The sequence below is a fragment of the Falsiroseomonas selenitidurans genome (assembly GCF_012103215.1).
GTDB lineage: Bacteria > Pseudomonadota > Alphaproteobacteria > Acetobacterales > Acetobacteraceae > Falsiroseomonas > Falsiroseomonas selenitidurans.
Window position 1 is genome coordinate 87,534 of the sequence record NZ_JAAVNE010000003.1, and the last position, 20,583, is coordinate 108,116.

At 73.2% G+C, this 20,583-nt stretch carries 16 protein-coding genes, 1 tRNA gene and 1 riboswitch; of the genes, 9 read left to right on the forward strand and 8 right to left on the reverse strand.

Features of this window, described 5'->3' with window-relative positions; all coding sequences use genetic code 11:
* Positions 1-2 precede the first annotated feature (2 nt).
* Positions 3-229: riboswitch (cobalamin riboswitch) on the forward strand.
* A 157-nt stretch (positions 230-386) separates the two neighbouring features.
* A complete protein-coding gene (locus tag HEQ75_RS03135; RefSeq protein WP_168027470.1) occupies positions 387-2,351 on the forward strand; it encodes a TonB-dependent receptor plug domain-containing protein in 1,965 nt (654 codons plus the stop codon).
* Positions 2,352-2,448: 97 nt separating this feature from the next.
* Here the strand turns inward: HEQ75_RS03135 and HEQ75_RS03140 are convergent, their stop codons facing one another.
* Positions 2,449-3,702: a hypothetical protein gene (locus HEQ75_RS03140; RefSeq protein ID WP_168027471.1), complete on the reverse strand. Its 1,254-nt coding sequence runs from the start codon at positions 3,700-3,702 to the stop codon at positions 2,449-2,451.
* Between the two features lie 68 nt (positions 3,703-3,770).
* Between HEQ75_RS03140 and HEQ75_RS03145 the strand changes: the two genes are divergently transcribed.
* Positions 3,771-4,535 (forward strand): creatininase family protein, encoded by a 765-nt coding sequence (locus HEQ75_RS03145; protein WP_168027472.1) that lies wholly within the window; start codon positions 3,771-3,773, stop codon positions 4,533-4,535.
* On the opposite strand, the gene HEQ75_RS03150 is transcribed toward HEQ75_RS03145, so the two are convergent.
* Positions 4,536-6,227, reverse strand: a complete 1,692-nt coding sequence (locus tag HEQ75_RS03150) for a M10 family metallopeptidase (RefSeq protein ID WP_168027473.1) — start codon at positions 6,225-6,227, stop codon at positions 4,536-4,538. It abuts the gene before it with no gap.
* Between the two features lie 315 nt (positions 6,228-6,542).
* Between HEQ75_RS03150 and HEQ75_RS03155 the strand changes: the two genes are divergently transcribed.
* The 5 genes from HEQ75_RS03155 to HEQ75_RS03175 all read left to right on the forward strand — a co-directional run bounded on the left by HEQ75_RS03155 (position 6,543) and on the right by HEQ75_RS03175 (position 9,671).
* A tRNA-Gln gene (locus tag HEQ75_RS03155) sits at positions 6,543-6,617 on the forward strand.
* A 151-nt stretch (positions 6,618-6,768) separates the two neighbouring features.
* A complete protein-coding gene (locus HEQ75_RS03160) occupies positions 6,769-7,158 on the forward strand; it encodes a thioredoxin family protein (RefSeq protein WP_168027474.1) in 390 nt (129 codons plus the stop codon).
* 7 nt (positions 7,159-7,165) lie between these two features.
* Positions 7,166-7,882 (forward strand): cytochrome c biogenesis CcdA family protein, encoded by a 717-nt coding sequence (locus tag HEQ75_RS03165; protein ID WP_168027475.1) that lies wholly within the window; start codon positions 7,166-7,168, stop codon positions 7,880-7,882.
* 341 nt (positions 7,883-8,223) lie between these two features.
* Positions 8,224-8,703 (forward strand): DUF302 domain-containing protein, encoded by a 480-nt coding sequence (locus HEQ75_RS03170; protein ID WP_168027476.1) that lies wholly within the window; start codon positions 8,224-8,226, stop codon positions 8,701-8,703.
* 113 nt (positions 8,704-8,816) lie between these two features.
* A complete protein-coding gene (locus tag HEQ75_RS03175; RefSeq protein WP_168027477.1) occupies positions 8,817-9,671 on the forward strand; it encodes a methyltransferase domain-containing protein in 855 nt (284 codons plus the stop codon).
* 113 nt (positions 9,672-9,784) lie between these two features.
* Here the strand turns inward: HEQ75_RS03175 and murC are convergent, their stop codons facing one another.
* A complete protein-coding gene (gene murC, locus HEQ75_RS03180) occupies positions 9,785-13,612 on the reverse strand; it encodes a UDP-N-acetylmuramate--L-alanine ligase (RefSeq protein WP_168027478.1) in 3,828 nt (1,275 codons plus the stop codon).
* 10 nt (positions 13,613-13,622) lie between these two features.
* A complete protein-coding gene (locus HEQ75_RS03185) occupies positions 13,623-14,186 on the reverse strand; it encodes a YdcF family protein (RefSeq protein WP_168027479.1) in 564 nt (187 codons plus the stop codon).
* 254 nt (positions 14,187-14,440) lie between these two features.
* On the opposite strand from HEQ75_RS03185, the gene HEQ75_RS03190 reads away from it, so the two are divergent.
* Positions 14,441-15,730, forward strand: a complete 1,290-nt coding sequence (locus HEQ75_RS03190; protein ID WP_209318320.1) for an LLM class flavin-dependent oxidoreductase — start codon at positions 14,441-14,443, stop codon at positions 15,728-15,730.
* Between the two features lie 33 nt (positions 15,731-15,763).
* The gene (locus HEQ75_RS03195; protein ID WP_168027481.1) at positions 15,764-17,080 is read left to right on the forward strand and encodes an NtaA/DmoA family FMN-dependent monooxygenase; all 1,317 of its coding nucleotides are present in this window, start codon (positions 15,764-15,766) and stop codon (positions 17,078-17,080) included.
* A gap of 33 nt (positions 17,081-17,113) precedes the next feature.
* Here HEQ75_RS03195 and phnE (HEQ75_RS03200) read toward each other — a convergent pair whose 3' ends face one another.
* Genes phnE (HEQ75_RS03200) through phnD form a run of 4 tightly spaced genes read right to left on the reverse strand, consistent with a single transcriptional unit; the run spans position 17,114 to position 20,575 of the window.
* Positions 17,114-17,932, reverse strand: coding sequence for a phosphonate ABC transporter, permease protein PhnE (gene phnE, locus HEQ75_RS03200; RefSeq protein ID WP_168027482.1), 819 nt, complete (start codon positions 17,930-17,932; stop codon positions 17,114-17,116).
* Complete coding sequence (phnE, locus tag HEQ75_RS03205; RefSeq protein WP_168027483.1) at positions 17,933-18,775, reverse strand: phosphonate ABC transporter, permease protein PhnE; 843 nt, start codon at positions 18,773-18,775, stop codon at positions 17,933-17,935.
* On the reverse strand, positions 18,772-19,575 hold the full coding sequence (gene phnC / locus HEQ75_RS03210; RefSeq protein WP_407925869.1) for a phosphonate ABC transporter ATP-binding protein: 804 nt from the start codon (positions 19,573-19,575) through the stop codon (positions 18,772-18,774). Before phnC ends, phnE (HEQ75_RS03205) begins: the two co-directional genes overlap by 4 nt.
* Positions 19,576-19,588: 13 nt before the next feature.
* Positions 19,589-20,575: a phosphate/phosphite/phosphonate ABC transporter substrate-binding protein gene (gene phnD, locus HEQ75_RS03215; RefSeq protein WP_168027484.1), complete on the reverse strand. Its 987-nt coding sequence runs from the start codon at positions 20,573-20,575 to the stop codon at positions 19,589-19,591.
* Between the last annotated feature and the right edge of the window lie 8 nt (positions 20,576-20,583).

The window sequence follows — 20,583 nt, forward strand, 5'->3', positions numbered from 1 at the left end:
GTAACGTTTCCGCATGCGACGGTGGCCCGCAAGGGCTGAAACGGGAACGCGCGAAGGCCAGCCGGGGGATCCCGCCGGGCCACGTCCGCGGCTGCCCCCGCAACTGTAGGCGGAGACCCCTCCCCTGACGCCATTGGGCCCCACGGCCCGAGAAGGCGGGGATGGGACCCGGGAGCCCTGGCTTCCGGTACTCCGCGAGCCAGGAGACCGGCCGGCGCAGAGACGTCACGCGCGTGCCGGGCGGGGTGCACCGGCGCAACGGAGCGACAGGCCGAAGGCGGCAGCCACCGCCCCCGGCCGCTCGTCTCCGCCTGCGGCGACGACGCCAGCCGCCGGGCCGCCCGCAAGGCGGTTCGGCTTGTCGTCCGCTCGCTCGGAGGAAACCGATGCGAACCAAGTCCCTGATCCTGGCTGCGCCCCTGGCGCTGGCCTTCCTGCCGCTGCCCTTCCTGGCGCTGCCAGAAGCCCGGGCGCAGACCGCCATCCCGGATACCATCGTCACCGCCACGCGCATCCCGACCGAGGCGGAGCGCGTGCCGGCCGCCGTCACCGTGCTGACCCGCGCGGAGATCGAGGAACGCGGCTACCAGAGCCTGACGGAGGCGCTGTCCGCCGTGCCTGGCCTGCACATGGTGCAGGCCGGCGGGCTGGGCCAGCAATCCAGCGCCTTCCTGCGCGGCACCGCCTCCCGCCAGGTGCTGGTGCTGCTGGATGGCGTGCCGCTGAACGACCCGGCGGAGGCCAACGGCGCCTTCAACTTCGGCAATGAACTGCTGGGGGACATCGAGCGCATCGAGGTGGTGCGCGGCCCAGCCTCCGCGCTGTATGGCTCCGGCGCCATCGGCGGGGTGATCAACCTGGTGACGCGCCGCGCCCCGGCCGGCCAGCCGATGCAGGTCTTCGGCGATTTGGCCGGCGGCAGCCAGGCCACGGCGCGCGGCACGCTGGGGGTGGCCGGCAACCAGGGCGGCTTCAACTGGCTGCTGGCCGGCCAGGGCCTGACCAGCCAGGGCAGCGACGCCACGCCGCGCCGCTTCGCCGCCGACACGAAGGAGACGGAATCCTTCCGCGCCGGCGCCGCCACCGCGCGGCTCGGCTGGGCATCCGGTGACGGCACGCTGGTGGAAGGCCTGCTGCGCTGGCGGGAGAACCGGATCGAGCTGGACAATGTCCCGAACGACGACCCGAACTACACCGGCAATGACCGCCGCTGGTACGGCCAGCTGCGCGGCGAGACGGCGCTGCTGGAGGGCGCCTGGACCACCGGGCTGCGGCTGGCCGTGACGGAGGACCGGCGGCGCTACCTGAACCTGCCGGATGCCGGTTCCTCCGCCAGCACGGACGATCTGTACCGCGGCCAGCGGCAGACGCTGGACTGGGGCAACCGGGTGCGGCTGGGCGATCTCGGCGTGCTGCGGGATGCCGGGCTCGCCTTCGGCGTGACGCATGAGCGGGAGAGCGTGGACGCCACCTCCGGCTCCCCCTTCTTCCGCACCGTGACCAACGCCACGGCGCGGTCCACCGCCGTGCATTCGGGCGTCCAGGCCAGGCTGGGGGAGCGGCTGGACCTTTCGGCCGGGCTGCGCCAGGACCTGGCGGAGGATTACGACGGCTTCCTGTCCTGGCGCGCCGGGGCGGTGCTGGCGGTGCCGGAAGTGGCCTCCCGCCTCCGGCTGGCCAGCGGCACGGCGTTCAAGGCGCCCTCGCTGTACCAGCGCTTCGGCCGCATCGGCAGCTTCTTCCAGGGCAATCCGGACCTCGACCCGGAAACCTCCTTCGCCTGGGAAGCCGGGATCGAGACCGACGTGCCGGTGTTCGGCCGCAGCGACGGCGCGACCCTGTCGGCGACCTATTTCGACATCCGCACGCGGGACCTGATCAACTTCAACCGCAGCTTCTCCAGCCTGGAGAACATCGAGAAGGCGCGCTCCCAGGGCGTGGAGCTGGGCGTGACCCTGCGCCCCGCGCCCTGGCTGCAGGCGCGCGCGAGCTGGACGGTGACGGAGGCGCGGGACGAGACCACGGAGGCACCGCTGGCCCGCCGGCCGCGCAACGTGGTGGCGTTCAATGCCCGCATCGCGCCGCTGCCGCGGCTGGTGGTGGCGCCGGAGGTGCTGTTCACCGGCCCCTCCCCGGAAACCGCCGCCTATGACGATGCCGGCAACTTCGTCTCCGGCGTCACCTACAACAAGGCGGGCACGGTGCTGAACCTGACCGCGACCTACCAGGTGACGCCGGCGGTCGCCGCCTATGTCGAAGGGCGCAACCTGGGCAACAGCCGGTGGGAGCCGGCGAACGGCTTCGTCACGCCCGGGCGCAGCCTGCTGGTGGGCTCCCGCTTCGTGTTCTGAGGACAGGCCAACGGCCGCTTCCAGCGGCCCGTCGCGGCACAGGCCGCGGCGGCCGTTGGCCGCTCGCCCGCCTGCAGCGGGCGATTGTCGCGCCGCCTTACTCCGGCCGCGTCGCCCGTTCGAGGAAATCCAGCAGCGCGGCCAGATCCTCGGCCTGGCCCACGGTCTGCACCGGCATCCGCGTGCCCGGCGTCACCACGTCCGGGCCGCGGGTGAACAGATCCGCCACCGTCTCCCGCGTCCAGACGATGTCGCCGCGCGCCAGGCGGTCGGAATAGGCATAGCCGGGCAGGCTGCCCATGCGGCGGCCGAACAGCCCATGCAGGCTGGGCCCGGCCATCGGCCCGGCATCGGGGCGCAGTGCATGGCAGGCGGCGCAGGCGCGGAACACCCGCGCGCCCTGCGGGTGCAGCCCCTCCGGCAGCGTCGCGGCCTCCGCCGGCTCCACCGCGCCGATCGGCCGGCCGGTGGCGGCATCCCAGCGCCGCACCCGGCGATCCGTGCCGCCGGTGTAGAGGCTGCGCCCATCCGGTGCCCAGGCGACGGACCAGACCGGCAGACCCGGCCCTTCCAGCGTGTGGCGCAGGCGCAGCGACGCCACCTCCCACACCGTCACATCGCCGCCGAGCCCGGCGGCGGCCACCGCGCTGCCGTCCGGGCTGGCGGCCAGCGCCACGATCGGCCGGGCGCCGGCCGCCACTTCGCGCACCCCGCCATCCGCGGCCACCAGGCGCAGCCGGCCATCGGCGCCGCCCACTGCCAGCACATCGCCCGGCAGCGGCGCCAGGGCGTTCAGCGGCAGGCCGAACTCGGCCAGCGTCAGCGGCACCTCGCCGGCCGGCCACAGGCGCAGCGTGCCATCGGCGCCGGCCGTGGCCACCAGCCCATCGGAGCGGAAGCCGATGGCGCCGACCTGGCCCTGGTGGCCCTCCAGCACCCGGACGCCGCCGCCCGCCAGATCCCAGACCCGCCCGGTGCCATCCCAGGAGGCCGAGGCCAGAAGCCCGCCGGAGGCCGCCAGCCCCACCACCGGCCCGCGATGTCCCGCCAGCACCCGCAGCGGCGCGGGCCCCGGCGCGGCCGGCCACAACGCCACCTGGCCATCCTGGCCGCTGCTGGCGAAGCCGCCGCCGGGCAGGGCCGCCAGCGCCTCCACCGCGCCCTGATGCCAGCGCAGCACGGCGCGCGCCCGGATCGCCCCCGGCGCCCACAGGATCATCGCGTGGTCGAAGCCGCCGGAGGCCAGGCTGCCATCGGCCGCCGCCGCCAGCGCCCGCACCGGGCCGCCATGCGCGGCCTCCTGCGCCCGAAGCGGTTGCACCAGCAGCAGCAGGAGGATCAGCGCGCGCATCGCCCCAGGATGGCGCCGCCGCGCCGCTGGTCTAGCCTGATCCGGCAACCAGACGGGAATTTGCAGTGATGGGCACGGAGACCGAGGTGATGTGGGCGCGGCTGACCGCCGCCGAGATCCAGGCACGGGCGCAGCCGGAGACGGTGGTGCTGATCCCCGTCGCCTCCATCGAGCAGCACGGCCCGCATCTGGCCGTCGGCGTGGACACGGTGCTGGCCACCGCGGTGGCGGAACGCACGGCGCGGCGGCTGCAGGCGGCCGGCACGCCCGCCCTGGTGACGCCGACCCTCTGGTCCGGCCTGGCGGAACACCACATGGCCTTCGGCGGCACCATGACGCTGGACCTGGCCACCTTCTCGGCCCTGGTCGGCGGCATCGCCCGCAGCGTCGCCCGGCACGGCTTCCGCCGCATCGCCCTGGTGAACGGCCATGGCGGCAACACCGAAGCCATCGCCAGCGCCGCCATCGAGCTGACCCGGGCGCTGGCCGTGCCGGTGGTGGGGCTGACCTACTGGCTGGCCAATGCCGACACCTTCGGGCCGATCCTGGAAAGCCAGCCCAACGTCATGCATGCCTGCGAGGCCGAGACCTCCATGATGATGGCGCTCGCCCCGGATTGCGTGCGGGCGGAGCGGATCGAGACCGCGGTGCCGAAGCGCTTCGCCCCGCCCGCCCCGCCCGGCTTCAAGCGCAGCCGCCCCTTCGCCGAGATGACGGACACCGGGGTGATCGGCGACCCGCGCAAGGCCAGCGCCGAGAAGGGCGAACGGCTGCTGGAGGCCGCGGCCGGGCGCCTCGCCACGGAATTCGCCCGGCCGGAGCTGTGGCGCTGATCAGGCGACGAGGTCGGCGGCGGTGAGCTGCGCCCGGGTCAGCCCGGCCAGCACCACGCCATCGCCGCCGCCCAGGTCGAAGGCCAGGCCGCCGGCCTCCTGCTCCGCCGCCGCCAGCAGCGCGGCGGCATCCCGGCCGAAGCCGGTCAGCAGCAGGCGGTCCTGGCCGGGGGCGAAATCCAGGATGCGGTCCATCCCCTCGCCCCGGCGCAGCACGAACAGGTCCGCGCCGGCGCCGCCCAGCAGCGTGTCCTGGCCGGCACGGCCTTCCAGCACGTCGTTGCCCGCCAGGCCTTCCAGCCGGTTGGCGGCGGCGTTGCCGGTCAGCCAATTGGCCAGGGCATTGCCGATGCCGGTGGCGGCGCCGGGGGCCAGCACCAGCGCCTCCGCGGCCTCCGCCAGGATGGTGGTGGTGGCGGCGCCCACCACCGTGTCCACGCCCGCCGCGAACAGTTCCAGCACCACATCGCCGGGGTCGTCGGTGCGGTAGCGGTCATGGCCGGTGCCGCCGGCCAGCGTGTCCGCGCCGCTGCCGCCCTCCAGCACATCGTCGCCCGCGCGGCCCTCCAGCAAATCGCGCCCGGCGCCGCCCTGCAGGTGGTTCGCGCCGTCGTTGCCGCGCAGCGTGTCGGCGCCGACGCCGCCGATGGCGCCTTCGATCAGGGCGGCGGGGTTTTCCTGGTCCAGCAGGGCGTTGAACACATTGCCGCGCGCCCGCACCTCCAGCCCGCTGCGGTTGTCCAGCAAGGCGAGCTGCCCGGCGGCGGTGACGGACCAGCCGCCGGGCGCCAGATCCACCGCCACCCCGCCGGCATAGGCCGAGAGGTCATAGGTATCGACGCCGCCGCCATCCCAGATGGTCAGGAACACCCGGTTCGCGCCCGGCGCGCCCTGGCCGGCGCCATCGATCCGCATCTCCCCCGTCGCCGGATCCCAGGCATAGACCGTGTTGCCGGGCCGCGTGGTGTAGTCGGCACCGTACAGGTGCTGCAGGGCGGCGATGTCCAGCATCATCCAGCCCTGCGGATAGTCCCAGGCGCCATTGGTGTAGCCGCCGGTGGAGGAGAGCCCCGGATGGGAGCGATAGGACATCACGGTGTATTCCAGCGTGTCCCATTCCCGCGGCATCGGCGCGAAGCCGTTGCTGGATTCATGCGGGTGCTTCAGGCCCAGCGCGTGGCCCAGCTCATGCACCGCCACCAGGTGCCCGTAGCTGCCGAGGCCGGGCGTGTCGAAGGCGCTGCGGCTGCCGAACCAGACATCGCCGCCCTCCCGCCCATTGGGGTAATAGGCCCAGGCGGTGGCGGGGACCGAGGAGCGGGCGATGCGGATATCCGCCGACCAGTCCTCGGCGGCCTCGGCCAGCACCAAATTCGTCAGGCTGGCGACATCGCCCAGCAGGATGTCGCGCACCGCGCTGCGCATGGCGGCGCTGACGGGCGCGTAGCCGCGTGTCGGCTCGCTGGTGCCATACCAGGATTCATAGTCGCGACCGCTGTCGGTGAAGGCGAAGGTGACGGCGCCGGACATGTCCCAGGCATAGCCGCTGAGCAGGCCGTCCACCCCCTGATGGCCGGTGCCGGTGAAGGCGAAGCGCGGCGCGGCCCCCTGCGGCTGGCCGGCACCGGGCGTGCCGCCGGCAGCCTGGCCGTCGTCATTGACCCCTGGGCGGGGCCGGCAAAGCCAGCACATGGCCTGGAATCCGGGAAGCCCGGCGCGCCTGGCCCGCCACGCCGCCCTCGGCGGGCCGAGGCTGCATCCGGTGCCTGCCCTCCGCCTGTTGCGGGGCCTGCTGCAGGGACCCGCGCCGACAGGCCCCGCAGCACCATTCTGGCCGGGACCGATGAACCGCGGGTGAATGCGATGGTGGCGGGTGCGGGCTTCTGCGGCGGAGCCGCGGGGGGCGTGTGCGGCGGAGCCGCGGGGGCGTGTGCGGCGGAGCCGCGGGGGGCGGTTGCAGCCAGGCGCCGGCTGCGCTACGCGCTGCGCCGGAGCCGACGCGCCGGATGGGGCGTAGCCAAGCGGTAAGGCAGCGGTTTTTGGTACCGCCATTCCCAGGTTCGAATCCTGGCGCCCCAACCAGTTCCCCCTGTCCCGCGATGCGGCGTGGCGCCCGACGTGAGGGCCGCCGCAGCCCTTCTCGAAGGCGCGGCAGAATGCATCATCCCGCGTAACCACCGGCGCGACCCGGGCGAAGAGGGTGCAGCCGCACTCACACCCGGGGATTCCGCCCATGCACCGCCGCACCCTGCTCGCCATCGCCACCGGCACCCTGCTGCTGAAGGTGGCGCCCGCCGCCGCCGCGGTGCGCCAGCCCTTCACCGCCGCGGGCTTCGAGGCGGCGCAGGCCGCGGGCCTGCCCATCCTCATCGAGGTCTTCGCCGATTGGTGCCCGACCTGCCAGGCGCAGAAGCCGCATGTGGCGGCCGTCGCGGCCGATCCGCGGATGCGCGAGGCGGTGCTGTTCACCATCGATTTCGACAGCCAGAAGGACGCGCTGCGGCAGCTGCGCGTCCGCACCCAATCCACGCTCATCGCTTTCCGTGGGCGGGAGGAGCGCGGCCGGGCCGTCGGCATCACCGCGCCCGACGCCATCCGGGACCTGCTGCTGCGCGCGCTGTAGCCGGCGCATGGTCTCGCTGCTGCTGGCGGGGCTGGCGGGGATCCTCGCCAGCCTCTCGCCCTGCGTGCTGCCCATCCTGCCCATCGTCCTGGCCGCGGCCGGCAGCGAGCATCGCTGGGGGCCGCTGGCCCTGACGGCCGGCCTGGCGCTGAGCTTCGCGGCGGCGGGCATGGTGCTGGGGCTTGCCGGCTTCGCGCTCGGCCTGGATGCCGAGGTGCTGCGGATCGGCGCCGCGCTGCTGATGCTGCTGGCCGGGGCGACGCTGCTGGTCTCGAGCTTGGCGGCACGGATGTCCGCCGCGGCGGAACATGCCCTGCAGCCGGTGACGGCCTTCGCGGCGCGGATGTCGGCGCAGGGGGCGGGCGGGCAGTTCGCGCTCGGCGCGGTGCTCGGCCTGGCCTGGGCGCCCTGCACCGGGCCGGCGCTGGGCGCCGCCATCGGCCTGTCGGCGCAGGCCGGCACGGCGCCGCAGGCGGCGGCCATCATGCTGGTCTTCGCCATCGGCGCGGCCATCCCGCTGCTGGTGCTGGGCTATGCGGCGCGCAGCGCGGTACCGGCCCTGCGGCGTCGCCTGGGTGCCGCCGGCGGCGCGGCGCGCCCGCTGATGGGCGGCGCGCTGGCGCTGTTCGGCCTGCTGGTGCTCACCGGGCTGGACAAGCGCATTGAGGCCGTGGCGACGGCGGCCCTGCCGGAGGCCTGGGCCGGCCTGATCGTGCGCTTCTGAGCGCGCCGGTTGGCGCCCGCCCGGCGCTGGCCATCGCATCCGGCAGGCGATCCGGCGCCCTGCCGCGCAACCGCGCCGCCGAAAGGTGGGGCGGCCCGCCGCCGAAAGGTGGGGCGGCCCGCCGCCACGCGGGCCGGTTCCGCGTTGCAGGCGGTGCGGCCCGGTCCCGGTCAGCATGACGGATGAGCGCCGCGATCGCCGGCGCCGGCATCCGCCGGCTTGGCTGCGCGCCACCTGGCGTGGCGGCCCTCCGGCTCGCCCGCCCTCGGCGGGCGAAGGTTCCAGCCCATGGGCTTTGACATCAACCCCGTCCCCACCCGCTTCCAAGGAGCAAACTGCCGATGCGCCGCATCCTCCTCCTCACCGCGCTGGCCGCGGCCCTCACCCAGCCCGCCCCGCTCCAGGCCGCAGGTCCTGGGCAGGACGGGCTGGTGACGCTGCCCAGCGCCCACGCCCTGCGCCCGACGCTGGACCGATTCGCCGCCGCCGTCCGCGCCGCCGGCTGGAAGGTGTTCGGCGAGGTGGACCACGCCGAAGCGGCGCGGGAGGCCGGGCTGCCGCTGCGCGGCCGCACCGTGGTGCTGTTCGGCAACCCCGCCGCCGGCACGCCCGGCATGGCCGCCAACCCGACGCTGGCGCTCGACCTGCCGATGCGCGTGCTGGTGTGGGAGGATGATCAGGGTGGCGTCCACATCACCCGCAGCAGCGGCGCCGACATTGCCAGCCGCGTCTTCGCCCGCCATGGCGTCGCCATCCCGCCGGAGGGGCAGCGCGGGACCGAGGCGCTGCTGGAGCGCCTCACCCGGCAGGCGGTGCAGTAGCGCATCGACCCCGGCGCATTCGCCCGCGCCGGGGCCTCTCGACAGCGCCACCGCGCCAGCCCCATAGAGACGGCGCGCCGAAGGATGCGGCACGGACCCCCGCCCGACCCGCCATGACTGACCTCCCCCACGACGCCGAGCATTTCGTCGGGCGTTACGCGCCGCGCGCGACCCCGGCCCTGGCCGGGCGGCCGCGGGTGCCGACCCTGGCGGACAGCCTGGCCCATTTCCGCCGCCTGCCCGGCATGCCGGCGATGCTGGAAGGGCTTGGCCCCGGCTGCCGGTGCCTGCTCCAGGGCTGCACGGCGCCGACCAATGCCGCCGCCTTGCAGCGCTTCCTGGACCGGCCGCAGGGACGGCAGGTGACGGTCACCGCGGTGGACCTGCTGGACCTGCCGACCATCTATGAGCGCCTCGGCTGGCCGATTCCGCCGATGCGGTTCGTCCGTACCGATGCCCGCGCCCTCGGCGCCCATTTCGCGCCGGGCAGCTTCGACCTGGTGGTGCAGGATTTCCTGCTGAACTGCGCCCCGCCCGCCGAGGCCCCGGCGCTGCTGGCCGCCGCGCGGCAGATGCTCGGCCCGGGCGGCCTGCTGCTGCTGAGCATCACCGACAGCACCGGGCTGCACCCGCTTCCGGCGATCCCGGCCGCCACCTTCGCGGCCCGCCACGGCGTGCCCTGGCGCCCGGAAGCGCGCGACCTCGCCGCCCTGCTGCCGGACCCGGAACGGCGCGCCGCGCTGTTGGCGGGCCTGGCGGAGCGGGTGGTGCTGGGCGCCGATGGGGAGGAGGCCACGCTGATCACGGCGCCGCATGGCCGCTTCGAATTCTTCGTGCCGATCGCCCGCACCCTGGCGCTGCTGGCTGCGGCCGGGTTCGAGCTTCTGCTGCGGGACCGGGAACAGGGAAGCGACGACCATGGCCTGGAGTGCAGCCGCTGGCGCTGCCTGGCGCGGGCCGTCGGATAGCGCCTGTGGCCGGGCGGGCCGCCGCCGCGGCCCTTGCCTGGCGGCATCGGCCGCGGCGCGCAGCCGCGCGCTCGGCCCTTCGGACCGCAGGCTGGAGCCTGGTGCGTCAGGCATCAGCCTGGATCAGGCGCCAGCCGCCGCCGCAGCACCTGCACGAGGCCGTCGAGGTTGGGCGGCTTGAAGAACCGGCCATGCGTCCCCTCGATCAGGTCGACCGTATAGCCGGCCGGATAGGCGCGGCGGAAGGCGGCGTCCGGATCGGTGCCTTCGCGATAGGGGTTGAACAGGCTGTCGCGGCCGAAGATCAGCGCCACCCGCGCCGCGACATCGCGGATGGTGTTCAGCTCCATCAGGACCAGCAGCTCGATCGGCCGGCCCTGCTCCTGCAGCCGGCGCGCCACCAGCCGGGCCACCGTGCCGCCCTGGCAGTTGCCGCCGATGCGGATCCGCCCCTCCGGCTGCAGCGCCATGACCTCCGCCGCGTAGCGCTCGGCCAGGAGGCCGAGCGAGTCCGGCGTGTAGCGCATGACCAGATGGCCGGAGCGCATGCCATGCACCGGCTGGTCCTCCCCCAGCCCGGCGGCCAGCGCGTGCAGCTCCTCCTCGCCCTGCAGGCACCAGAACAGCCCCGGCCGCTCGCCATCCGGGTTGCGGGTGACGATCAGCGATCCCGGCTCGCGGCGCTGGCCGGACCAGGAGGCGACGCGCATCCACTGCCGCCGCAGGATGGTGACGCCCAGCCCGCCATCCGCGGCCGGGGCGCAAGCGGCCGCGGGCGCCGCCGCCGCCACCCGCCGCGCCAGGCTGGCGATGCTGCTGGCGGCGGTGAAGGCGTCCGCCTCCAGGCGGATGCCGAAGGCGGCCTCCGTCATCCCGATGACCCGCACGGAGGCCAGCGAATCCCCGCCGAGCGCCGTGAAGGCATCATCGACGCCGATCGCCTGCCGCCCCAGCACCGCCTGCCAGATGCCGAGCAGCCGGGCCTCCGTGGCGTTGCGCGGCGGCGCGGCCTCCTGGTCGGCGGGCGGCGGCGGGGCCTGCATGGCGGCGAGCGCGGCGCGGTCGATCTTGCCGCTGGTGGTGATCGGCATCTCCGGCAGCAGCACCAGCCGGCTGGGGATCATCAGGTCCGGCAGCAGCGGGCGCAGGAAGGCGCGCAGCCGCGCCAGGTCCAGGCCGGCCGCGGCGACCACGAAGGCGGCCAGCACGGCCTCACCGCCCTCTGGCTGCAGCAGCGCCACGGCCGCCTGGCGGATGCCGGGGCAGGCGGCGATCTGCGCCTCGATCTCCTCGGCCTCCACGCGCATGCCGCGCAGCTTGAACTGGTTGTCGAGGCGGCCGACGAATTCGATCCTGCCATCGGCCAGCCGCCGCCCGACATCGCCGGTGCGATACCAGCGTGCCCGCGGATCGGGATCGAAAGGGTCGCGGCCGAAGCGTTCCGCGGTCAGCGCCGGCGCGCCCAGATAGCCGCGCGCCACGCCGGCGCCGGCGATGCAGATCTCGCCGCAGGCGCCGACGGGCACCGGCAGCCCGGCTGCGTCGACGACATGCACCCGGGTGTTGGCGATCGGCCTTCCCAGCACCCGGCCGGCCGCGGCGCCGGATGCCGCCACCGGCTCCGGCCCGCGCGGATCGAGCAGCCAGGCGACGGTGGAATAGACCGTCGTCTCGGTCGGCCCGTAGTAGTTCAGCGCCTTCCGCAGCGTGCCCTGCCGGCCGATCGCCGCGACCAGGGATTCCGGAATCACCTCGCCGCCCAGCCCGATGACGCGCAGCGAGGCGGGCAGGGTGGCGTCGTCCAGCATCCGGTGCAGCACGGACGGGGTGGTGCCCAGGCTGGTGATCCGGTCGCGTCGGGGGGATTGCAGCAGGCCGGCCAGGTCGCGCTCCACCAGCAGCAGGCCGCCATGGGTCAGCGTGGAGAAGACCTGGTGCACGGCGGAATCGAAGCCGATCGAGTTGATGAAGGGCACCACCCGCAGATCCGCCGCGTCGAGCAGCGCCGTCGTCGCATAGTCAACCAGGTTGACGATGTTGCGATGCTCGACGCCCACCAGCTTGGGCGTGCCGGTGGAGCCGGACGTGAAGATGGCATAGGCGAGGTTGTCCGGCCCGGCATCGCATCCGGGCGGCGTCGGGTCCTCGGCCAGGATCGCCGGCCACAGCGCATCAAGCCGCAGGACCGGCCCGCCGGTGGCCGGCCAGTCGGAATCGGAGACGACGCAGCATATCGCGGGATTGGCCGCGATCTGCCCATGCAGCGTCTCGCGCGCCAGCCGAGGGTCGATCGGCAACCAGGCGGCGCCGGACTTCAGCACGCCGAGCAGCAGCACCAGCATCCGCATGGAGCGGTCGAGATGCAGCACGACCAGCGCCTCCGGCCCGGCGCCCAGCCGGATGAATTGGCGTGCAGCCTGGTTGGCGAGGCGCTCGATCTCGCCATAGGTCCAGACGAGGTCGTCATCCTCGATGCAGGGGGCGGCGGGCGCGATCGCCGCGCGCCGTTCGAAGAACCGGTGCAGCAGCGCCGGCGGGGCGGTGGTGCCGGCCGCCGCCACGGGCAGCGGCGGCGCCGGCTCCAGCGCGTCCAGCACGCGGCGGGCCGCCTCGGCCAGATCGCCCGGGCCAAGGGTGACCAGCACATCGCCGGCCTGCAGGCACGCCCGCGCCGCCGCCGGCAGCGCCGCGACGCCGGGCAGGCGCCGGAACGGCATGGCGGCGGCACGCAGCGCGGCTTCCAGCCTGGCGTCGCCATCCTGCCCGGCGGTAACTTCGCCGGCGCCATCGACCGGCAGCAGCAGCACCAGCGCGGCGGCGGCCAGCGCCGCGGCGAAGGCATCGGCCAGCCGCGCGACGCGGCTGTGCAGCTGCGGCCGCAGCGCCACCACCAGGCGGCCCGTGCCGCGCTGCGCCAGCCTGCTGCGCGCGACGGCGAGCGTCGCCTCGATTTCCGTCGGGTGATGCGCGCAATCGTGGAAGACGCGGATGCCGCCGGCTTCGCCGACCCGTTCCCAGCGCTGGCGGACGCCGGTAAAGCCCTGCAGGGCAGCGGCCGCCGCCGCGAAGGACACGCCGAGCTCCAGCGCCACCGCCAGCGCGCCCAGCGCGTTGCGGATGTTGTGCTGACCGGGCACGCCGAGCTGCACCTTGCCCAGCGGCACGCCATCCCGCACCAGGCGGAAGCCGCTGCCGCCCGGCAGGGCTCTCACCTGGTCTGCCTGCAGCGCCGTGCCGGCGCTGAGCCCGTAGCGCACCAGCCGCGCCGCCGGGCGCGCGCCCAGCGTCACCACGCCATGGTCGTCCTGGCACAGCGCGATGACACCCGCAGCCGGCACCCGTTCGAGCAACGCGGCGAAGGCGGCGCGCAACCGGTCATGGCCGCCGTAATGGTCGCTGTGCTCATCGTCGATGTTGGTCACCAGGCAATGGCTCGGCTGCCAGTGCTGCAGCGCGCGGAAGGCTTCGCAGGCCTCCAGCACGAAGGGCGCGCCCTGCCCGAGCCGCGCGGTGGCGCCGGACAGGGAGGGGGCAATGCCGCCGACCATGAAGCCCGGCGCCAGGCCGGCACGGTCCAGGATGGCCGCGAGCATGGCGGTGGTGGTGGTCTTGCCATGGCTGCCCAGCACGGCGATGACCATGCGGCCCTGCAGCAGCCCGGCCAGCGCCTCCGCCCGGCTGCGCACCGGCACGCCTGCGCCACGGGCGGCGGCGAGTTCGGGATTGCGCCAGGGGATCGCCGGGCTGGCGACGACGACATCGGCGCCGGCCAGGGCGCCCGCTTCATGCCCCAGCGTGACCCGCACGCCCAGCGCCCGCAGCCCGTGCAGCGCCGGGCCGTCCTGCAGGTCGCTGCCGCTGACCCGGTGGCCGGCCTCGACCAGCAGCTGCGCCAGCGGCGCCATACCGACACCGCCGATGCCGACCAGATGATGGTGCAAGGGGCGCCGTTCAGTCGTCACTCAGGTGGTCCTGCAGGGCGTAGTCGGCGATGCGCCTGATCTCGCCATAGATGCGCGCGCGGCCGGCTTGCGTGTGCCACCAGGTCTCCGCCTGCAGATCCGCCGGATGCCGGGGCGGCGTCATCGCCAGGCGCAGATGCGGCGGGAAGATCCTGCGCGCCGTCATCAGCGCCCGGCGGGCATGGAAGGGCTTGCTGGCAATGGCGATGGCGGTGACCTGCTCCCAGCCGATCTCCCGCGCGATCAGCGCCTCCGACAGCAGGAAGTTCTCCCGCGTGTTGCGCGCCTCCGGCTCGATCAGCAGCGCGGATTCCGGGACGCCGGCAGCCAGCGCGAGGTCGCGGAACACGGCCCATTCGGGCCTTGCCGCCGTCGCCGGCCCGTGGCCGGTGATGAGGATCCGGCGGGTGAGGCCCTGGCGGTACAGCGCGATGGCAGGCTCCATCGCGCTCGGTGTCGGCGCGCCGAGCACCATCGCCAGGTCCACGCTGCCCGGCTCGTCGCGGACGAACAGGAACTGCGCGATGGCGTCCCTGGTGGTGAGGCCTGGCATCCCGCAACCCCTCCTCCATGCCGCAGGTCATGGCCATGGCAGAACCGCCGCGGGCGGAATCTACCATGGCACAAGGCTCCGGGAAAACCGGCCCTCGGCGCCGCGCCTTGCGCCGGGCGCATGGCCCGGCCATGCTGGGTGCAAGCGCCAGAACAAAGCCACGGCAATCCGCCCGCCCTGCGTGGAGGTTGCATGATCCGTCTCGCCATTCCTTCCCCTGCCGGTGGCGCCGTCGCCCCGTGACGGCGCGGCGGATGCACCTCATCGCCTATCTCAAGACGGGCCCGACCGCGAACCACCCCGGCGGCTGGCGGCACCCGGAGGCCGCGCTGCACGACATCTTCGCGCCGGAGCGCTACGAGCATATTGCCCGGGTGCTGGAAGACGCCTGCTTCGATGCCTGCTTCTTTGCCGACCTGCTCGGCCTGTCGGACATCCATGGCGGCAGCCTCGACGCCAACCTGCGCCGCGGCGGGCAGATCAGCTACCTGGACCCGATGACGGTGCTGCCGGTGATGGGCCGGGTGACGCGGCATCTCGGCCTCGGCGCCACGCTGTCCACCACCTTCCTGCACCCCTACCACCTGGCGCGCAGCCTGGCCTCGCTGGACCTGCTGACGGGCGGCCGGGCGGCGTGGAACATCGTCACCTCCGCCACCGACCTGGAAGCCCGCAACTTCGGCGTGGCGGGCATCCCGCCGAAGGCGGAACGCTACGACCGGGCGGATGAGGTGCTGCAGGCCTGCACCGCGCTGTGGGAATGCTGGGACCCCGACCCCTTCGTGATGGACCGGGAGGCCGGGGTCTTCATCGACCCGGCGAAGGTGCGCCACGCCAATTTCGAGGGCCGCTGGGTCAGCACGCGCGGCCCGCTCAGCATCCCGCGCACGCCGCAGGGCCGCCCGGTGTTCCTGCAGGCCGGGGCCTCCGACCGCGGCCGGGACTTTGCCGCGCGCTGGGCGGAAGCGGTGTTCTGCACGCCGCACGGCCTGGCGGACGGCATCGCCTTCCGCCGCGATATCCATGCGCGCATGCAGGCGCAGGAGCGCAGCCCGGAGGCCTGCCGGGTGCTGCCCGGCATCGCCGTGGTGGTCGGTGAGACACCGTCCATCGCGCAGGAGAAGGCGGCCTACCTGCAATCGCTGATCGAGCCGGAGGCGCAGACCATGCTGCACTCCGCCCTCCTCGGCGCCGACCTGGCGCGGCACCGCACGGCGGAGGCGGTGACGGCGGCACAGGGCAACCAGGGCATCGCCGGGTCGCAGGACCGCGTGCTGGCCGTGATGCGGCAGGACAACATCAGCTTCGCCGAGGCCGCCGCGCGGCCGCGCAACCTGCTGGTCGGCACCGCGCAGCAGATCGCGGACGAGATGGAGGCCTGGTTCACCGGCGGCGCCTGCGACGGCTTCGTGGTGTTCCCCACCGTCTTCCCGCGCATGTTCGAGGAATTCGGCCGCCTGGTGGTGCCGGAACTGCAACGCCGCGGCCTGTTCCGCACCGCCTATGCAGGCCGCACCCTGCGCGAGAACCTGGCCGCTTCCTGACCCCCCCTTCACGTCCCGCGAGAGATCCCGCCCATGCCAAAGCCCTTTCACCTCGGCTGGTTCCTCCAGGGCTCCTCGGTCCAGGCCTGGGGCGAGCCCTGGACCGGCGCCATCGGCCGCGACTGGCGGGTGCCCGACCTGTTCGTCGACATCGCCCGCGCGCTGGAACGCGCCTGCTTCGACTATGTGCTGATCGAGGACAGCTCCTATGTCGGGGAAAGCTATGGCGGGTCGCGGGAGATCTACCTGGCCAACGGCCTCGCCGTGCCGCGCCAGGACCCGAGCGTGATCGCAACCCTGATGGCCGCCGCCACGCAGCGCATCGGCATCGTCCCCACGCTGTCCACCTTCGCCTATCCGCCCTACCTGCTGGCCCGGCTGGTGGCGACGCTGGACCAGGTCTCCTCGGGGCGCATCGGCTGGAACATGGTGACCGGCAGCAGCGACTACGCGGCGATGAACTACGGCATGGCCGGCATGCCGGAACACGACCTGCGCTACGACATGGCCGATGACTACATGGCCGCCGTCAATGCGCTGTGGGACAGCTGGGAGCCGGGCGCCATCCTGGCCGATACGGCCAGCGGCGTGCTGGTGGACCACACCAAGGTCCATGCGGCGAATTACGAGGGCAAGTGGTTCAAGACGCGCGGCCCGCTGAACTCCGGCCCCTGCGTGCAGGGGCGCCCAGTCATCGCCCAGGCCGGCGGCAGCGCGCGCGGCAAGCGCTTCGCGGCGCTGCATGCCGATACCGTGGTGGCCAGCGTGAAGGGCGTCGCCGCGATGCGCGCCTACCGTGACGACGTCCGCACCCATGCCGTGGCGCAAGGGCGCGATCCGGACAGCGTGAAGATCCTGTTCCTGGTGGCCCCCACCCTGGGGGAAACGATGGAGGAGGCGCAGCTTCGGCTGCGCCAGCGCCGGGCGCGTGCGGAAGCGCAGGTGCCGCAGTTCCTGGCGCATTTCGGCAAGATCACGAATATCGATTTCGGCCGCTACGACCTGGACACGCCGGTGGACCAGCTGGACCTGCGCACCAACGGCCACCAGCAATCGCTGGACGACTTCAAGCGCGTCGCCGGCAAGCGCAGCCTGCGCGACGCCATGATGGCCTATCGCGGCAATCCCGGTTCCGTGGAGCTGACCGGCACGCCGGATGCGGTGGCCGCGCAGATGGCGGAAGCGATGCAGGAAGCCGGCGGCGACGGCTTCCTGCTCTCGCTCGGCGATGTCAGCCGGCGCAGCGTCGCCGAGATCGCCGATGGGCTGGTGCCGGCGCTGCAGGCCCGCGGCCTGGCGCGCCGTGCCTATGCGCATGCGCAGTTCCGCGACAACCTGTTGGCATTCTGAGGCGGCGCGGGGGGCCTGCCCCGGCCGCGGGCCTCAGATCACCGCGTGGCGCACCCGCGCGGAAAGCCACTCGCTGACCAGCACGGTGGCCAGGATCAGGATGAAGATGGTGGTGACCTGCGGCCAGGCGAGGACGTTGATGCTGGCCTGCATCTGCATGCCGATGCCCCCCGCGCCCACCAGCCCCAGCACCGTCGCTTCGCGGATGTTGATGTCCCAGCGGAAGACGCTGATGCCGGCGAAGGCGGGCATCACCTGCGGCACGATGGCCCAGCCCAGCACCTGGGGGCGGGAGGCGCCGGTGGCGGTCACGGCTTCCACCTGCGTCGCGTCGATCTCCTCGATCGCCTCGTACAGCAGCTTGGCGATGAAGCCGACGCTGCGCAGCGCGATCGCCATGATGCCGGCCAGGATGCCGGGCCCGAGGATGATCACCAGGATCAGCGCCCAGATCAGGGAGTTGATGGACCGGCTGGCGACGATGATGAACAGCACCGCGGGCCGCACCAGCAGGCGGCTCGGCGTGGTGTTGTGTGCGGCCAGGAAGGCCAGCGGCACGCCGATGACGATGGCCAGCGCGGTGCCGATGGTCGCCATGTTGATGGTGTCCAGCAGCGGCTTCCACAGCTGGCTGGCATAGGACCAGCGCGGCGGGAACATGCGCCCGACCAGATCCGCGCCCTGCGCCGGCGCGTCCCAGACGAAGGCCCAGATGGTGCGGTCGGAGATGAACTGGAAGCAGGCCACGGTCAGCGCCACGGCGCCGAACCACCCGGCCCAGACCAGCAGGTCGGCCCGGGGCGTGCGGCGGCGCCAATCCGGCGTGCCGTCCGCGCGGGTCAGGATGGCCATCTACTGCACCTTCCGGCGGATGAAGCCGCTGGCATATTCGCAGGCCAGCACGATGACGATGATGACGATCAGCACCGCCGCGGCGGTGTCGAACTCATAGCGGTCGAAGCTGGTGTTCAGCGTGTCCCCGATGCCGCCGGCACCGACCAGGCCGAGCACGGCGCTTTCGCGGAAATTGATGTCCAGGCGGTAGGCCGACAGCCCGATCAGCCGCGGCCGCACCTGCGGCAGCACGCCCCAGGCCAGCAACTGGAACCAGGAGGCGCCGGTGGCGCGCACGGCTTCCGCCTGGCTGGCCTGGATGTCCTCGATATCCTCCGCGATCAGCTTGGCCATGAAGCCGATGGTGGCAAACGCCAGGGTCAGCGTGCCGGCCAGCGGGCCGAAGCCGACCATGGCGACGAAGACGATGGCGATGATGATTTCCTGGAAGGTGCGGCTGATGGCGATGAGGCCGCGGCAGGCCAGGTACACCGGCAGCGGCGCCAGGTTGCGGCTGGCGCCCAGCGCCACCGGGATGGACAGGATGATGCCGATGCCGGTGGAGACCACCGTCATGGTCAGGCTTTCCAGCAGCCCGGCCAGGATGTCGTCGCCCTTGGTGATGAAGTCGGGCGGGAAGAAGCCGCCGAGGAAGCGCCCGGCGCGCTCCACGCCTTCCGCCGCGCGGGTCCAGTTCACCTCGATGGAGGAGAAGGCGAGCAGCGCATAGGCCAGGGCGCCGAGATAGACGGCATAGCGCAGCCAGGGCGTCGCGATCAGCGGCGGCGGGCGCCAGCCGCGGGCCGCGGCGGCGGGGTCGAAGGCCCCGCCCGTGGCGGCAGGAAGGCCGGTGGCGCTCATGCCGCCGACTCGGTCGCCGCCTCCTCCTCCTCCTCGGCGCGGCGGATGGTCTGCGACCAGTCCTCCTCGCCATAGATGGCGGTCAGGCCCTCGGCGCGCAGATCCTCCGCCGGGCCGTCGAAGACGATGCGGCCGGCGCGCAGGCCAACGATCCGCCGGGCGAATTGCTGGGCCAGCGCCACGTCATGGATGTTGATGATGGCGGCCAGGCCCCGCTCCGCGCAGAGCTCGACGATCAGCCGCATGATCTGCCGGCTGGTCTTGGGGTCCAGGCTGGCGGTGGGCTCGTCCACCAGCAGCAGCTTCGGGTCCTGCATCAGGGCGCGCACGATGCCGACGCGCTGGCGCTGCCCGCCGGACAAGGCATCGGCGCGCTTGTCCGCCATATGCGCCAGCCCGACGCGGTCCAGCAGCCGGAAGGCTTCCTCGATGTCGCGGCGGGGAAAGCGGCGGAACCAGGAGGCCCAGAAGCCGACATAGCCGAGCCGGCCGGAGAGCACGTTCTCCATCACCGTCAGGCGTTCCACCAGGGCGTATTCCTGGAAGATCATGCCCATCCGCCGCCTTGCCCGGCGCAGCGCGCCGGAGCCCAGCGTGGTCAGCGCCACCCCGTCCAGCATCACCCGGCCGGCGGAAGGTTCCACCAGCCGGTTGACGCAGCGGATCAGCGTGGATTTGCCGGCGCCCGAAGGGCCGATCAGCGCCATCACCTGGCCCGCCGGAACCTGCAGATCGACCTTGTCGAGTGCGAGGTCGCCGGTCGGGTAGCGCTTGGTCAGCCCTTCGATCGTCAGCAGCACGATGTCATGATCCTCAGCGGCAGGCGTAGGAGACTTCCAGCGCCGCGTCGATCTGCCGCACCACGCCCCAATGCTCGCGATAGGTGATCGGGATGAACTTCTCGGCCGGCGGCTGGCTCTTGCCGAATTCGGTGGCCAGGGCGGTGCCGGTCCAGTTGAAGTTGAAGAAGGCGGCGCGGACCTTCTCCGCCAGGGCCGGCGACAGGTTGTGCGCATGACCGTAGCCGGTGGTCGGGAAGGACTGGCTGCGGAAGATGGTGCGGAGCTGGTCGGGGCGCACGACGTTGCGCGCCACCATGCGCGTCAGCACGGAGTTGGCGATGGCCGCCGCGTCGTAGTCGCGGTTGGCGACGCCCAGGATGGAATTGTCGTGGCGGCCGGAGAAGGCGGCGGTGAAGTCACGCCCGGCGCGCATGTTGAACTGGCTGGCCAGCAGGGCGGAGGGCGCCTTGAAGCCGGAATTCGACGTCTCCGAGGTGAAGGCGATGGTGCGGCCCCGCAGATCCTCGATCCGCTGCGCGGTGGAGGAAGCCGGGACGATGATCTCCATCTCGTAGCCGAAGGCGCCGGTGTTGCTCGCCATCATGGCGAAGGGCACGAAGCCGGCGCAATTCACCGCCAGCGGGTTGGAGCCGGTGTTGAAGCCCGCGACATGCAGGCGCCCGGCGCGCATCGCCTCGATCTGCGCGGCGTTGGACTGCACGGAGAAGAACTGCACCCGCTTGCCGGTCTCGCGCGCCAGGTGGTCCATGAAGGGCTGCCAGACGGTGCGGTAGACGGCCGGGTCTTCCACCGGCGTGTAGGCGAAGATCAGGACCGAGGGGTCCACCAGCTCGCGCGGATTGGTCGGCGCGTCGGCGACCAGGTCGCCATTGCGGTCGCAGTAGCGGGCATCAAGCTGCCCGCGGGGGCAGTCCTGTGCCTGGGCCCGGGGCGTGCCCTGGCCTGCGGTCATGGCCAGCGCGACGAGGGCCGCCACGGTCATCAAGCGTCGAAGCATTCTGGCTC

Excerpts from the sequence above, each read along its gene's own strand:
- HEQ75_RS03195 (WP_168027481.1), top strand. The coding sequence starts at position 15,764 with ATGCCAAAGCCCTTTCACCTCGGCTGGTTCCTCCAGGGCTCCTCGGTC.
- HEQ75_RS03190 (WP_209318320.1), top strand. The coding sequence starts at position 14,441 with ATGCACCTCATCGCCTATCTCAAGACGGGCCCGACCGCGAACCACCCC.
- HEQ75_RS03140 (WP_168027471.1), bottom strand. The coding sequence starts at position 3,702 with ATGCGCGCGCTGATCCTCCTGCTGCTGCTGGTGCAACCGCTTCGGGCG.
- HEQ75_RS03185 (WP_168027479.1), bottom strand. The coding sequence starts at position 14,186 with ATGCCAGGCCTCACCACCAGGGACGCCATCGCGCAGTTCCTGTTCGTC.
- HEQ75_RS03165 (WP_168027475.1), top strand. The coding sequence starts at position 7,166 with ATGGTCTCGCTGCTGCTGGCGGGGCTGGCGGGGATCCTCGCCAGCCTC.
- HEQ75_RS03150 (WP_168027473.1), bottom strand. The coding sequence starts at position 6,227 with ATGTGCTGGCTTTGCCGGCCCCGCCCAGGGGTCAATGACGACGGCCAG.
- phnE (WP_168027482.1), bottom strand. The coding sequence starts at position 17,932 with ATGGCCATCCTGACCCGCGCGGACGGCACGCCGGATTGGCGCCGCCGC.
- HEQ75_RS03160 (WP_168027474.1), top strand. The coding sequence starts at position 6,769 with ATGCACCGCCGCACCCTGCTCGCCATCGCCACCGGCACCCTGCTGCTG.
- HEQ75_RS03175 (WP_168027477.1), top strand. The coding sequence starts at position 8,817 with ATGACTGACCTCCCCCACGACGCCGAGCATTTCGTCGGGCGTTACGCG.
- HEQ75_RS03145 (WP_168027472.1), top strand. The coding sequence starts at position 3,771 with ATGGGCACGGAGACCGAGGTGATGTGGGCGCGGCTGACCGCCGCCGAG.
- HEQ75_RS03135 (WP_168027470.1), top strand. The coding sequence starts at position 387 with ATGCGAACCAAGTCCCTGATCCTGGCTGCGCCCCTGGCGCTGGCCTTC.
- phnD (WP_168027484.1), bottom strand. The coding sequence starts at position 20,575 with ATGCTTCGACGCTTGATGACCGTGGCGGCCCTCGTCGCGCTGGCCATG.
- HEQ75_RS03170 (WP_168027476.1), top strand. The coding sequence starts at position 8,224 with ATGCGCCGCATCCTCCTCCTCACCGCGCTGGCCGCGGCCCTCACCCAG.
- phnE (WP_168027483.1), bottom strand. The coding sequence starts at position 18,775 with ATGAGCGCCACCGGCCTTCCTGCCGCCACGGGCGGGGCCTTCGACCCC.